Here is a 14,025-nt window from a genome sequence, read left to right on the forward strand (position 1 = left end):
GGCTGCCCGCCACACGAATGATTGATTGCGAACGAGGACACCACCATGAGCAACCCCGCAGACGCAGGCTCCGCCCTGACCCACTTTGATACCAAGGGCGATGCCCACATGGTCAATATCGCCGGCAAACCGTTGACGCACCGCAAAGCAGTAGCGGGCGGGCGCATCCAGATGCAGCAGCACACGCTGGACCTGATCCAGAACGCGCAAGCCGCCAAAGGCGATGTGCTGGGCGTGGCGCGTGTGGCCGGCATCATGGCCGCCAAGAAAACCAGCGACCTGATTCCCCTGTGCCATCCCATCATGCTGACCCGCGTGGCTATCGAATTTGAAGTGGTGCACGCCACTGCTACCACCCTGCCCGCCATCCAGTGCCTGGCCATTGCCGAGACCACTGGCGGCACCGGCGTGGAAATGGAAGCGCTGACCGCCGTGCAGATCACCCTGCTCACCATTTACGACATGTGCAAGGCGGTCGACAAAGGCATGGTCATGACCGATGTGAAGCTGTTGGAAAAGCACGGTGGCAAATCGGGCACCTACCTCGCCCCGCCCACCGCCTGACCGCGCTGCAAGCCGCTTAATCCCCCGGCTGCGCGCCCTCGTAGCCCTCGATCAAAATCAGGTCAATCACCGACACGTCTTTGCGCAGGGCGATTGCGGCTTGGTATTCGGGTGAATGCCAGCAGTCCACCGCCGCCTGGTAGCTGGGGAATTCAATCACCACATTGCGGCTGCGGCTCTCACCCTCGGGCGTCTCAAAGCGACCGGCGCGCACCAGAAAGCGGGCGCCATATTTTTTGAACGGCGCGGCGTTCGCGGCCTGATACGCCTTGTAGGCCTCAACATCGAACACCTCTACACGGCCTATCCAGTAACCCTTGGGCATGTTTGTCTCCTGTGGAATGCTGGGCAACAGTGTAGAAGATGCAGCCCCCGGCTGCCCCGCGCAGGATTACCGATGAAATATGCCCCTAGCGCTCGTTGAATATGCGCCAATAGCTATCAAAAGCATAGCAAATACCGGGGTATAGCCCTGCACCGGTAAAATCGCCGCTCGCTCTTAGAAGAACCTCCATGTCTGACAACGCCAACACCCCCATTGCCGCCCCCACCGCCCCCGAACAACCGGGTCTGCAATCCCTCTCCAAGTCGTTTGAACCCGCTGCGCTGGAAGCGCACTGGGGCCCCGAGTGGGAAAAGCGCGGCTACGGCATCGCCGGCTTCCGCGGCACCAGCGCGCCGGATGCGGCTGCGGCTGCCGAGGGCAAGAACTTCTCCATCCAGCTGCCGCCACCCAACGTGACGGGCACGCTGCACATGGGCCATGCGTTCAACCAGACCATCATGGACAGCCTGACCCGCTACCACCGCATGGCCGGGTTCAACACCGCGTGGATTCCGGGCACCGACCACGCCGGCATTGCCACCCAGATCGTGGTGGAGCGCCAGCTGCAAGAGCAAAAAGTCAGCCGCCACGACCTGGGCCGTGAAGCCTTCACCAAAAAGGTCTGGGAGTGGAAAGAAAAGTCTGGCAACACCATCACCACCCAGATGCGCCGCATGGGCGACAGCGTGGACTGGAGCCGCGAGTACTTCACCATGGACCCCAAGCTGTCGCAAACGGTCACCGAGACCTTTGTGCAGCTCTACGAGCAAGGCCTGATCTACCGCGGCAAGCGCCTGGTGAACTGGGACCCGATTTTGATGAGCGCCGTGTCCGACCTGGAAGTGGAAAGCGAAGAGGAAGACGGCTCGCTCTGGCACATCCGCTACCCGTTGGCCGACGGCTCCGGTGACATCACCGTAGCCACCACCCGCCCAGAGACCATGCTGGGCGACGTGGCCGTAATGGTGCACCCCGAAGACGAGCGCTACACCGCGCTGATCGGCAAGCAGGTCACCCTGCCCCTATGCGGCCGCACCATCCCCGTAATTGCGGACGATTACGTGGACAAAGCCTTCGGTACCGGCGTGGTGAAGGTCACCCCCGCGCACGACCAGAACGACTATGCCGTCGGCCAGCGCCACAAGCTGCCCATGATCTGCGTGCTCACCCTGGACGCCAAGATCAACGAGAACGCCCCCGCTGCATACCAAGGCCTGGACCGCTTCGTGGCCCGCAAAAAAGTGGTGGCAGACCTCGAAGCCGGTGGTTTCCTGGTGGAAGTCAAGAAACACAAGCTCATGGTGCCGCGTTGCGCCCGCACCGGCCAGGTCATTGAGCCCATGCTCACCGACCAATGGTTTGTCGCCATGAACCAGGTGGGCAAAGGCGACGCCACCGGCAAGTCCATCGCCCAGAAAGCCATCGACGCTGTGCAGAGCGGTGACGTGAAGTTTGTGCCCGAAAACTGGGTCAATACCTACAACCAGTGGATGAACAACATCCAGGACTGGTGTATCAGCCGCCAGCTCTGGTGGGGCCACCAGATTCCAGCGTGGTACGACGAAGACGGTAACGTGATCGTGGCCCGCAACGAAGTCGAAGCCCAAGCCAAAGCGCCTGGCAAAACCCTACGCCGTGACGAAGACGTGCTCGACACCTGGTACTCCAGCGCGCTGGTGCCCTTCAGCACCATGGGCTGGGGCAACGAAGGCGCCGGCACCGGTGCCACCGACGACTACAACCTCTACCTCCCCAGCAGCACGCTGGTGACCGGCTACGACATCATCTTCTTCTGGGTCGCCCGGATGATCATGATGACCACGCACTTCACCGGCCGCGTGCCGTTCAAACATGTCTACATCCACGGCCTGGTGCGCGATGCACAGGGCAAGAAAATGAGCAAGTCTGAAGGTAACGTGCTCGACCCCGTGGACCTGATTGACGGCATTGCGCTGGAGCCCCTGCTGGACAAGCGCACCACCGGCCTGCGCAAGCCCGAGACCGCGCCTGCGGTGCGCAAGAACACGCAAAAGGAATTCCCCGAGGGCATTCCCGCCTACGGTGCTGACGCGCTGCGCTTCACTTTTGCCGCACTTGCCTCGCTGGGTCGCAGCATCAACTTCGACAGCAAGCGCTGCGAGGGCTACCGCAACTTCTGCAACAAGCTGTGGAACGCCACCCGCTTTGTGCTGATGAACTGCGAAGGTCAAGACTGCGGCTTGCAAGACCACGATACGGCCGCCTGCGCGAGCGGCAGCTACCTCGAGTTCAGCCAAGCCGACCGCTGGATCGTGTCCCTGCTGCAAAAAACCGAAGCCGAAGTGGCCAAGGGCTTCGCAGAGTACCGCTTGGACAACGTGGCCAACACGATTTACGACTATGTGTGGAACGAGTTCTGCGACTGGTACCTGGAAATCGCCAAAGTGCAGATCAACACCGGTAACGACGCCCAGAAGCGCGCCACGCGCCGTACCCTGATCCGCACGCTGGAAACCATCCAACGCCTGCTGCACCCGATCGCGCCGTTCATTACCGAAGAGCTGTGGCAAAAGGTGGCACCGGTCGCAGGCCGCAGCGGCCCGTCGGTGTCGATTGCCGCCTATCCACAAGCCCAGCTCGAGCGCATTGACGAGGCCTCGATCGCCCACGTCGCCAAACTGAAGTTGCTGGTGGATGCCTGCCGCAACCTGCGCGGCGAGATGAACGTGTCACCCGCGGCCCGCTTGCCGCTTTATGTGGTGGCCCAAACCGCCGCAGAGGCCGCGTTCCTGCAGTCGTCTGCGGCCGTTCTGCAGGCCTTGGCCAAGCTGAGCGAAGTGAAGGTGTTTGCAGACGAAGCCAGCTGGCAAGCCGCAGCCCAGTCTGCCCCGGTGGCGGTGGTGGGTGAGGCGCGTGTCTGCCTGTTTGTGGAAGTCGACGTAGCGGCTGAAAAAATCCGTCTCGGCAAAGAAGTGACCCGCTTGGAAGAGCAAATCACCAAAGCCAGCGTCAAGCTCAGCAACGAAGCGTTTGTGGCCAAGGCACCTGCAGCGGTGCTGGAGCAGGAGCGCAAGCGCGTGGCGGACTTTGCTGCCACGCTGGAAAAGGTGAAAGAGCAACTGGCCCGCTTGGGCTGATTGCGCGCATTCGCATGCTGCCGCTCACCCCGGCAGCCCCATGAAAAAAGCCGGTTCTGAGACCGGCTTTTTTCATGGGTGAAGCGGCTTAACGGCGGCGGAGCACATGGATAAAAATAGTTCCAGCGGTTTGCTGGTCAATCAATTCATGCCCGGTCTGCTTGGTGAAGGCCTGAAAATCCCGCAGCGAGCCGGGGTCGGTCGCCACCACCTTGAGCGTTTGGCCGCTTTGCAGCTCCGCGAGTGCTTTTTTGGCTTTGAGGATGGGCAGCGGGCAATTCAGACCGCTGGTGTCAATTTCTTTGTCGAAGTTCATGCAGGCTGCTTTCTGGCGTTGGGCTGATTTTAGTCGTCCGCTGGCTCAATCTCTTTGCGCCATACCGGTTCGATGAACCGGGGCTCATGGCCGCGTGAGCGCAAAAACGCCGCCAGGGCATAGCCGGTACCGGCGGGCCAGCATTTCACGTCCTGCAGGTCATACAGGCGGTAATCCACCAGCTCCGGGCTCAAAGCCACCTCGCCGTGGCAGACCGCGTGGTAGGCAATGATGACCTGGTTCATTCGCTGAAAGTCATACACCCCCAACAGGCTGAGCGCGCTGGTACTGAGGCTGGTTTCTTCGGCAATCTCGCGGGCAATGCCCTCCTCGGGCGTCTCACCAGCCTCCATAAAACCGGTAATGAGGGCGTACATCTTGCCCGGCCAGGCTGCATTGCGAGCCAGCAGGATCTGGCCGTTGTACTCAATCACCGCCGCGAGCACGGGGGTCGGGTTGTTCCAGTGGGTGAAGTCGCACGCCGTGCAACGCCAGCGTGTTTTGTCGCCACCGTCTTCAGGCAATGTGATCTCGGCCAGCGGAGTTGCACACTGCGGACAGAACTTGAACACTGCAGACATAGCGGCCTTTGCTATTATTTTAGGAGCTTCCGCCGCACTCGGGTAGAGCGCTAGCGGCCTATTTCATTCAAAACTGTGCATTACGCGGGGAACACGCCGGTGGACAAATAACGGTCACCGCGGTCGCACACGATAAACACAATCACGGCATCCCGCTCGCGCTTGGCAATTTCTTGCGCGACCCAGCAAGCGCCGGCTGCCGAGATACCGCCAAAGATGCCCTCCTCACGCGCCATACGGCGGCACATGTCTTCCGCGTCTGCCTGACTGACGTAAACCAGCTCATCCACATTGCGGGGATCGTAGATTTTGGGCAGGTATTCTTGCGGCCATTTGCGGATCCCGGGAATCCGCGAACCCTCTGAAGGCTGTGCGCCGACGATGCGTATCGCCGGGTTCTTTTCTTTCAGGAAACGCGAGACGCCCGTGATCGTGCCGGTAGTCCCCATGGCACTCACGAAGTGGGTGATGCGCCCACCGGTTTGCTCCCAAATCTCGGGGCCGGTCGTCTCGTAATGCACGCGCGGGTTGTCGCCATTGGCAAACTGGTCAAGCACGCGGCCTTTGCCCTCGCGCTGCATTTGCTCGGCCAAGTCACGGGCGTACTCCATGCCGCCGCTCTTGGGCGTGAGGATGAGTTCGGCACCAAACGCCTTCATGGTTTGGGCGCGCTCGATCGACAAGTCCTCGGGCATGATCAGCACCATGCGGTAGCCCTTGACGGCCGCAGCCATTGCCAAGGCAATGCCGGTGTTACCGGAGGTAGCCTCGATCAGGGTGTCACCTGGCTGGATGTCGCCACGCTCCTGGGCACGCTGGATCATGGACAAGGCGGGGCGGTCTTTCACAGACCCGGCCGGGTTATTGCCCTCGAGCTTGCCCAAAACCACGTTATTTCGGGCCTGGTTGTCCGTGTTTTGGATGCGTTGCAACGCGACCAAAGGAGTTTTTCCGATTGCTTCTTCAATAGTTGGATATTTCATCCCGTAAATGTGCCATAATTCGAGCTTCACAAATTACCTGCCCAGGTGGTGAAATTGGTAGACTCAGGGGACTCAAAATCCCCCGCCGCAAGGCGTGCCGGTTCGAGTCCGGCCCTGGGCACCAGATTAAAGCCGAATGTTCTTTGAACATTCGGCTTTTTCTTTATGTGCGTCTCAAGCGGGAAAGCCCTGCGACCCCGGGGGCTGGAGCCGGCTTGATTCACAATCCTTGGTTTTTGAATTGCACGCGCCCACGCCATGTCGCACCCTGTGAACTCCACTCCACTGCTGTTTTGGCAGCTTGTCGCTGCCATGATCGTGGCCGCTCTGGTGCCAACGCTGTGGCCCACTCTGGATATACAAGCCGCTGCCTTGTTTGTGGGCGACACACCGGCCATTGCCTCCCGCACCTGGTGGTGGGTCGAATGGATCAACGCATGGGCGCCTGCGGCATTCCGCGTCATGTTGCTGGTGGCTGCTGTGGGCTGGCTGACCTCTCATCTTCTTTCGCGTTACAAAGCCTGGAGGCTGCCTCTGGCGTTTGTGGTGTGTGCCGGTATCGCAGGCCCCGGTGCCGTGGTCAACCTAGGCTTCAAGGAAAATTGGCAACGTGCGCGGCCTTACCAGGTTGAAATCTTCGGTGGCACTCAGCAGTTCACCCGTGCGACCGTGATCACCGATCAATGCGACAACAATTGCTCCTTCGTGAGCGGCCATGTAGCGTGCGGATTCTTTTTCTGCAGCCTCATGCTGATTCAGGCGCGTCGCCGCAGGTGGTGGCTGATAGCGGGAACCAGCGCTGGCCTGGCCATTGGGTTTTCGCGGATGTCAGCGGTTGCCCACTGGTTCAGTGATGTTTTGTGGGCAGGCCCCATCACCCTGATGACCAGCTGGCTGGTCTGGAAAGTCTTGTCCAGACTTTACGCGCCGTCCGGTGACGAGACCAAGCCGGTGGCTACATCCGGATAACGCAGTTTCAGACCCAACTCCGCTTTCATGCGGTTGTTGTTGATGCGCCGGGATTCACTCATGAACGTCAGCAGCATCACAGGTAGCTGCTCCACCGCGGTGCCACGGGGCACCCTTGGTGGCCTGGGCAGCCCGTACAGGTCTGCCGCGAGGTCAAAGTAGTCTCCCATTTTCAAGCGGGTGTCATCGCAGACGTTATAGACCCGCTGGGGCGCACCTTTCCAAAGAGCACGCCAGCAAGCTGCTGCCAGATCCTCTGCGTGTATGTGGTTGGTGTACACATCATCGTCAGCCTGCAAGACCGGCGTGCCTTTTTGGAGGCGCGTTTTCGGTGTACCGCCGACCCGATCCGGCGCATAAATGCCGGGGATTCTGAGTACGGAGACAGGCGTACCCGTGGCTTTGCCCCACGTGCGGACCACCGCTTCTGCATGAACCCTGCGTTGCGCCCTAGGAGTTTGGGGCGCCAGAACGCGCTCTTCTGTCACCCACTGGCCCTGGCAATCGCCATAGACGCCGGTAGTGGACCCGTAAACCAAGGCGCGTGGCGGGCTACGTCGGCGCAGGGCCTGGGTAGCTTCCAGGATACGCGGGTCCGACCAGCCCTCCGTGGGTGGGGGTGCCAGGTAGAGCACACGATCTGCCAAGCCCGCCAAACGGTGCAACGTCACGTGCCGGTCAAGGTTGCCCAGTAAGGGCCTGACACCGGCTTGCCGGAGCGCCGGGACGCGATCTGGACTGGATGTGAGCGCCATCCACTGAACGCGCGCGCCCATGGCGCGTACGACCCGCATCCCCACATCACCACACCCGATGATCAGAACACGCGGACGACGGAAGCGCGCGGGGAGCGCGCCAAGTGGGGATTGGTTTGAGGGCAAAATCGAGGGCTTTCTACACAGCAGCTAGCTAGGATACCCAAGATGAGCGAGACCCTCTCCGCCGCGGCCCCTTTTTCCATCACGGTGCAGCCCAGTGGCCGTCAATTCAGCGCGCAAAGTGATGAAACCTTGTTGGCCGCGGGTATCCGCCAAGGCGTGGGTTTGCCATATGGCTGCAAAGACGGTGCGTGCGGCTCTTGCAAGTGCAAGATGCTGTCCGGTAGCGTGGTGCATGGCGCCCACCAAACAAAAGCCCTGAGCCCCGAAGAGGAGTCCCAAGGCTTGGTGCTGACCTGCTGTGCCACAGCGACCTCTGACGTGGTGCTGGAGTCGCGCCAGGTCTCCGCAGAAGGCGCACTGCCGATCAAAAAAATGCCTACCCGAGTGACCTCCCTGCAGAAGGTGTCTGCTGATGTGATGCTGATCCAGCTACAGCTCCCGGCCAACGACTCTTTTCAATACAAAGCGGGCCAATACATTGAATTCTTGCTGCGCGATGGCGCGCGCCGCAGCTACTCGATGGCGAACGCCCCACAAGGTAACAGCGTAGAACTGCACATCCGGCACATGCCGGGCGGAAAATTCACCGACCATGTGTTCGGCAGCATGAAAGAAAAAGAGATCTTGCGTGTGGAGGGCCCGCACGGGTCTTTCTACCTGCGGGAAGAATCCGACAAAGCCATCGTGATGGTTGCCTCAGGCACTGGCTTTGCACCTATCAAAGCCTTGCTGGAGCAGATGGAGTCGGCGGGTTCCACACGTCCGGTCGCGCTGTACTGGGGCGGACGCCGCCCGGCTGACCTGTATATGGATGGCTGGGTCAAAGAACTCCAAAACAGGATGCCATCCTTGCGCTACGTTCCCGTCGTATCTGACGCGCTGGACGAGGATCAATGGACCGGCCGCGTGGGCTTTGTGCACCAAGCCGCCCTTGAAGACTTCCAAGACATGCGCGAGTATCAGGTCTATGCCTGTGGTGCACCGATCGTCGTGGAGTCAGCCCGTCGCGATTTTGTCGCATACGCAGGCCTACCGCCTGAAGAGTTTTATGCCGACGCATTCACCTCGGAGGCTGACAAAGCCAATAGCTGATGTAAAAAAATAGCCCCCGGACTGCCAAGCGTGTGAACACGCCGGGCAGTCCGGGGGCCGGTAGACAGCTTACTCGCCGAGGTAGGCGGCGCGTACCTTCGGGTCCGTGAGCATGTCTTTGGCGTCGCCCGTCATCGTGACGATGCCGGACTCCATCACATAGCCACGGTTAGCAATAGACAAAGCACGGCTGGCGTTTTGCTCAACCAGCAAGACCGTTACGCCTTGGGCATACACGTCCTTCACCACTTCGAAGATCTTGTCCACCATGATGGGGGACAGACCCATGGATGGCTCGTCCAGAAGCAACACTTTGGGGCGGCTCATCAAAGCACGACCCATGGCCAGCATCTGCTGCTCGCCACCGGACATGGTGCCAGCCAGCTGGTCTTTGCGCTCACGCAGTCGCGGGAAAATGGTGAACATCTTTTCGATGTCCGCCAAGATACCGGCTTTGTCGCTACGGATGAAGGCACCCATTTGCAGGTTTTCGGTGATGGTCATGCGGGTGAAAACCCCGCGACCTTCCGGCACCATCGCCAAGCCTTGCTTGACCAAGTCCCAAGGGCCTTGGCCTTTGATGCTTTTGCCGAGGTATTCGATGTCACCGGCATTGATGGGCAAGGTGCCAGTAATGGCTTTCATGGTGGTGGTCTTGCCAGCACCGTTAGAGCCGATCAGGGACACCAATTCGCCTTCGTGCACTTCGAAGTCCACGCCCTTGACGGCTTGAATGCCGCCGTAAGCCACTTTCAGGCCTTTAACTTTGAGCAGAGTCTTAGTAGTCATTTGTCAATCCTTAGTGGCCGCTCGTGCCCAGATAGGCCTCAATCACTTTTTCGTTTTTCTGCACATCCGCGGGCGTGCCTTCAGCGATTTGCTTGCCGTAGTCCAACACGGTGACGCGGTCACACAGGCCCATCACCAGCTTCACATCGTGCTCGATCAGCAAGATGGTGCGGTTGTCTTTGCGGATCCGGTCAATCAGCTCGCGCAGCATCACTTTTTCGGTGGCGTTCATACCCGCTGCAGGCTCGTCCAGAGCGATCAACTGGGGGTCAGTAGCCAAAGCACGGGCAATTTCGAGACGGCGCTGGTCGCCATAGCTCAAGGTGCGGGCCTTGTAGTCTGCAAACTTACCGATGCCGACATAGTCCAACAACTCTTGCGCGCGCTTGGCAATGGCAGTTTCTTCGGCTTTGAACGAGCTGGTACGAAACATCGCGCCCAACAAGCCAGAGTGGGTGCGGATATGGCGACCCACCATGACGTTCTCTAGCGCTGTCATCTCGGCAAACAGGCGGATATTTTGAAAAGTACGTGCAATGCCGGCTTTCGCGACGGTGTGCACAGCAGTCGGATGGTAGGTTTTGCCTGCCAACTCAAAGTTACCGCTGTCCGGTGTGTACAAGCCGGTCAGCACGTTAAAGAAGGTGGTTTTGCCGGCACCGTTCGGCCCGATAAGGCCATAGACCTGACCGCGCTCGATTTTGATGCCCACATCGCTCAAAGCCTGCAAGCCACCGAAGCGCTTGGAGACGCCGGAGACGTTCAATACTGTATCTGTCATAGGTTATCCAATCAGTTGAAGGTTCCTGCCGGTTCGCGGCAGGAAGCTCACAAATTTCAGCTCTTGGTGTTCTGCAGGGACTTGCCGTGCTCTGGCGCTGGCCACAAGCCACGGGGGCGCAACAGCATCACGCTGATCATCGCCAAGGCAATCAACAACTGACGAAGAATCGAGGCGTCCAAACGGCCATCGGTCATAGTCTGCAGTGGTCCTGCAACATAACGCAACACTTCAGGCAAGGCAGCCAGCAGGACGGCACCCAGAATCACGCCGGGCAAATAACCCACGCCACCCAGCACCACCATGGCCACGATCATCACCGACTCCATCAGGCTGAACGACTCTGGAGAAATGAAGCCCTGGAACGAGGCAAACATCGCACCGGACACACCACCGAAGGTAGCGCCCATACCGAACGCCAGCAGTTTCATGTTGCGGGTGTTGATGCCCATCGCTTTGGCGGCGATTTCGTCTTCACGGATCGCCATCCACGCACGGCCAACACGGGACAACTCCAAACGGTGCGAGATGATGACACTGACCACCACCAAGGCGAGGAACAGGTAGTAGTACAGGGTGACCGAAGCAATTTCAAAGTCGCCAATCGTCAGCTTCTTGCCGAGATTCAAACCAAAGAAGTGCAACGGATCAATTTGGTTGATACCTTTAGGACCGTTGGTGATGTTGACCGGGTGATCCAAGTTGTTCATGAACACGCGAATGATTTCACCGAAACCCAGAGTCACGATCGCCAGATAGTCACCACGCAAACGCAATGTCGGTGCGCCTAGCAGCACACCTAACACCCCTGCGAGCGCAGCGCCGAGCGGAATGACCAACCAGAGAGGGGTGTGCATGCCATCGGGGAACATGGCTGCGATGGCAGGGAAAGTCTCGATCAGATGCGGCGACGACATCAGGCCGTACATATAAGCGCCGATAGCGAAGAACGCTACGTAGCCCAAGTCCAGCAAACCTGCGTAACCGACCACGATGTTGAGGCCAATCGCCAGCAAGACGTACAGCAAAGCCATGTCGGCAATGCGCACCCATGCATTGCCGAAGCCCTGCAAGATGAAAGGCAGAATCATCAAGCCGGCGGCAGCCACCAGCATGGTCAAAAGACGTTTTTGGGGGTTCATGTGCGGGTTCTCCTCAGGCACGGTCCGCAACGCGCTCACCCAGCAGACCGGAGGGACGCAGAGTCAGCACAATGATCAACACAATGAAAGCAAAGATATCGGAGTAGTGGCTGCCCAATACGCCGCCAGTCAGTGCACCGATGTAGCCGGCGCCGATGGCCTCAATCAGACCCAGCAACAGCGCACCGACGACCGCACCAGCCAAGTTGCCGATGCCACCGAACACCGCAGCAGTGAATGCCTTCAGGCCGGGCAGGAAGCCCATGGCGTGCTGGGCGGTACCGTAGTTGGATGCGTACATCACACCGGCAATCGCAGCCAGCACAGCACCAATGATGAAGGTAGCAGAAATCACCACATCAGGCTTCACACCCATCAGGGCGGCTACACGTGGGTTCTCAGCCGTCGCACGCATGGCACGACCCAGCTTGGTGTAATTGACCAACCACATCAGGACAGCAAGAGACACGGCCGTGACGCCCAAGATCATGACTTGGGTAGGTGTGATCACCGCACCGGCAATACCGATCGGGTCTCCGGGCAGCAGCGTCGGGTACGACTTGTAGTTAGGCTTCCAGATGATCATGGCCAAGGTCTGCAAGAGAATGGACATGCCGATAGCCGTGATCAGGGGCGCGAGCTTGGGGCTGTTACGCAGTGGGCGATAGGCCACTTTTTCAATCACAAAGTTCAAGGCTGCCGCGACAACGCAGGCAATGATCAAAGAGATCAGCAAGATCACAAAGCCAGGGGTTCCGGGCATGGATTCCTGCATCAAACCGATGATGGTCCAGCTGGTCAAGGCGCCAACCATCACCACTTCACCGTGGGCGAAGTTGATCAAGTTGATGATGCCGTACACCATCGTGTAGCCGAGCGCGATAAGCGCGTACATGCTACCCAACACCAGACCGTTGATGATCTGCTGTATAAAAATATCCATAAAAAACTCCGTTGTTCTGATATGCGAACGGCCATGGCCGTCAACACTGGTGGCGTTAGACCATCGAAAGCAATAAGCCTGCCACGTCAGGTTCACTGGCGGTGCAGGCCAAAAGCAGTGCCGCGATTCTAGCGAGGTCGGGCGAAGGGGTCTTGGGGGTGCAGGGTGGGTTTACCCTTGAGAACTATGCAGATTCGGCAACTCGTGGCCTATTTCATGCACTATTAGCTTTTCTTCTGATTGCGCGCTTTCAGATCGCGCAACTTCTCAGCAATCCGGATCTCCAAACCGCGCTCCACGGGGCGGTAGAACTCGGTTTCCGGCATGCCCTCCGGCAAATAGCGCTCACCTGCGGCGAAACCACCCTCTTCGTCGTGGGCATAGCGATAGCCCTTGCCGTAATCCAGCTCCTTCATCAGCTTGGTGGGGGCATTGCGCAAATGCAAGGGTACAGGACGTGTCCCGTCTTTTTTGACGAAGGCCTTGGCCTCGTTAAACGCCTTGTAGACCGCATTGCTTTTAGGGGCGACAGCCAAATAAACCACGCACTCGGCCAAGGCCAACTCGCCTTCCGGACTACCCAGGCGCTCATAGACATCCGCCGCATCCAGCGCCATGCGCAAAGCGCGGGGGTCTGCCAGGCCGATATCCTCGACCGCCATCCGGATAAAACGGCGCGCCAGGTAACGGGGCTCAGCACCGCCATCCAACATCCGGGTAAACCAATACAAGGCAGCATTAGGGTCAGAACCCCGCACGCTTTTGTGCAACGCCGAAATGGTGTCGTAAAACTGCTCGCCGCCTTTGTCGTAGCGGCGCATACGCTCACCCAGCACCTTCAACAACCAAGCATCGGTGATGTCGGTCATCTGCTCTTGCCGTGCCGCTACACCCAAGGTCTCCAGGGTATTGAGCAAGCGCCGAGCATCGCCGTCGGCATAGGCAATCAGGCGGTCAATTGCTATGCTTTCAATAGCAGGAAGCGTTTGCTGCATCTGGGCCCGCTCCACTATTTCCTTCAAACTACTGGTATCTAGGGGCTGCAATACATAGACCGCGGCACGAGACAACAGCGCGGAATTCACCTCGAACGAAGGGTTCTCGGTCGTCGCGCCAATGAAGGTAAACAAGCCACTCTCGACATGGGGCAAAAACGCATCCTGCTGGCTCTTGTTGAAGCGGTGCACCTCGTCGACAAAGACAATGGTTCTGCGCTGCTCCAGCCCGTCACGGGCCAGGATGGCTTGGTCTACCGCCTCACGAATTTCTTTGATACCGCCCAGAACCGCACTGATCGTGATGAACTGGGCATCGAATGCATCGGCCATAAGGCGCGCAATCGTGGTTTTGCCCACACCCGGAGGGCCCCACAAAATGCAACTGTGCGGCTGGCCTGACTCAAACGCAAGGCGCAGGGCCATGCCCTCGCCCAGCACATGCTGCTGGCCGATCACCTGCCCCAGTGTTCTGGGACGGAGTAACTCAGCCAGCGGCTGGTGCTTGTTGGTTGATGTCGCCACAGTGCCGCGCAGGCCCTCTCACA

At 59.2% G+C, this 14,025-nt stretch carries 14 protein-coding genes and 1 tRNA gene; 5 read left to right on the top strand and 10 right to left on the bottom strand.

What is annotated here, in order from left to right; genetic code table 11:
* Window positions 1–45: 45 nt before the first annotated feature.
* Window positions 46–564, top strand: coding sequence for a cyclic pyranopterin monophosphate synthase MoaC (gene moaC / locus RAE21_RS10135; protein WP_313881255.1), 519 nt, complete (start codon window positions 46–48; stop codon window positions 562–564).
* A 16-nt stretch (window positions 565–580) separates the two neighbouring features.
* Here moaC and RAE21_RS10140 read toward each other — a convergent pair whose 3' ends face one another.
* Window positions 581–889, bottom strand: a complete 309-nt coding sequence (locus RAE21_RS10140) for a DUF1330 domain-containing protein (protein WP_313881256.1) — start codon at window positions 887–889, stop codon at window positions 581–583.
* Window positions 890–1,077: 188 nt separating this feature from the next.
* On the opposite strand from RAE21_RS10140, the gene RAE21_RS10145 reads away from it, so the two are divergent.
* A complete protein-coding gene (locus RAE21_RS10145; protein ID WP_313881257.1) occupies window positions 1,078–4,005 on the top strand; it encodes a valine--tRNA ligase in 2,928 nt (975 codons plus the stop codon).
* An 88-nt stretch (window positions 4,006–4,093) separates the two neighbouring features.
* On the opposite strand, the gene RAE21_RS10150 is transcribed toward RAE21_RS10145, so the two are convergent.
* The 3 genes from RAE21_RS10150 to cysM form a co-directional block, all read right to left on the bottom strand.
* Entirely contained in the window at window positions 4,094–4,321 is a 228-nt protein-coding gene (locus tag RAE21_RS10150; protein WP_313875511.1) for a sulfurtransferase TusA family protein, read from the bottom strand.
* 29 nt (window positions 4,322–4,350) lie between these two features.
* Entirely contained in the window at window positions 4,351–4,902 is a 552-nt protein-coding gene (locus RAE21_RS10155) for an NUDIX domain-containing protein (RefSeq protein ID WP_313881258.1), read from the bottom strand.
* A gap of 80 nt (window positions 4,903–4,982) precedes the next feature.
* Window positions 4,983–5,885, bottom strand: a complete 903-nt coding sequence (gene cysM / locus RAE21_RS10160) for a cysteine synthase CysM (RefSeq protein WP_313875509.1) — start codon at window positions 5,883–5,885, stop codon at window positions 4,983–4,985.
* A 39-nt stretch (window positions 5,886–5,924) separates the two neighbouring features.
* On the opposite strand from cysM, the gene RAE21_RS10165 reads away from it, so the two are divergent.
* Window positions 5,925–6,009: transfer RNA gene (locus tag RAE21_RS10165), tRNA-Leu, on the top strand.
* A 134-nt stretch (window positions 6,010–6,143) separates the two neighbouring features.
* On the top strand, window positions 6,144–6,854 hold the full coding sequence (locus RAE21_RS10170; RefSeq protein ID WP_313881259.1) for a phosphatase PAP2 family protein: 711 nt from the start codon (window positions 6,144–6,146) through the stop codon (window positions 6,852–6,854).
* On the opposite strand, the gene RAE21_RS10175 is transcribed toward RAE21_RS10170, so the two are convergent.
* Window positions 6,806–7,735 (bottom strand): SDR family oxidoreductase, encoded by a 930-nt coding sequence (locus RAE21_RS10175; RefSeq protein ID WP_313881260.1) that lies wholly within the window; start codon window positions 7,733–7,735, stop codon window positions 6,806–6,808. The two genes, RAE21_RS10170 and RAE21_RS10175, sit on opposite strands and share 49 nt — an antisense overlap.
* Before the next feature lie 42 nt (window positions 7,736–7,777).
* On the opposite strand from RAE21_RS10175, the gene RAE21_RS10180 reads away from it, so the two are divergent.
* Window positions 7,778–8,827: a CDP-6-deoxy-delta-3,4-glucoseen reductase gene (locus RAE21_RS10180; protein WP_313881261.1), complete on the top strand. Its 1,050-nt coding sequence runs from the start codon at window positions 7,778–7,780 to the stop codon at window positions 8,825–8,827.
* A gap of 69 nt (window positions 8,828–8,896) precedes the next feature.
* Here RAE21_RS10180 and RAE21_RS10185 read toward each other — a convergent pair whose 3' ends face one another.
* The 5 genes from RAE21_RS10185 to RAE21_RS10205 all read right to left on the bottom strand — a co-directional run bounded on the left by RAE21_RS10185 (window position 8,897) and on the right by RAE21_RS10205 (window position 14,002).
* On the bottom strand, window positions 8,897–9,616 hold the full coding sequence (locus RAE21_RS10185; protein WP_313875505.1) for an ABC transporter ATP-binding protein: 720 nt from the start codon (window positions 9,614–9,616) through the stop codon (window positions 8,897–8,899).
* A 10-nt stretch (window positions 9,617–9,626) separates the two neighbouring features.
* Window positions 9,627–10,397, bottom strand: a complete 771-nt coding sequence (locus RAE21_RS10190; protein ID WP_313875504.1) for an ABC transporter ATP-binding protein — start codon at window positions 10,395–10,397, stop codon at window positions 9,627–9,629.
* A 56-nt stretch (window positions 10,398–10,453) separates the two neighbouring features.
* On the bottom strand, window positions 10,454–11,539 hold the full coding sequence (locus RAE21_RS10195; protein ID WP_313875503.1) for a branched-chain amino acid ABC transporter permease: 1,086 nt from the start codon (window positions 11,537–11,539) through the stop codon (window positions 10,454–10,456).
* Window positions 11,540–11,552: 13 nt separating this feature from the next.
* The gene (locus RAE21_RS10200; RefSeq protein WP_313875502.1) at window positions 11,553–12,482 is read right to left on the bottom strand and encodes a branched-chain amino acid ABC transporter permease; all 930 of its coding nucleotides are present in this window, start codon (window positions 12,480–12,482) and stop codon (window positions 11,553–11,555) included.
* 224 nt (window positions 12,483–12,706) lie between these two features.
* Window positions 12,707–14,002, bottom strand: coding sequence for a replication-associated recombination protein A (locus tag RAE21_RS10205; RefSeq protein WP_313881262.1), 1,296 nt, complete (start codon window positions 14,000–14,002; stop codon window positions 12,707–12,709).
* Between the last annotated feature and the right edge of the window lie 23 nt (window positions 14,003–14,025).

This window comes from Rhodoferax potami (genome assembly GCF_032193765.1).
GTDB lineage: Bacteria > Pseudomonadota > Gammaproteobacteria > Burkholderiales > Burkholderiaceae_C > Allorhodoferax > Allorhodoferax potami.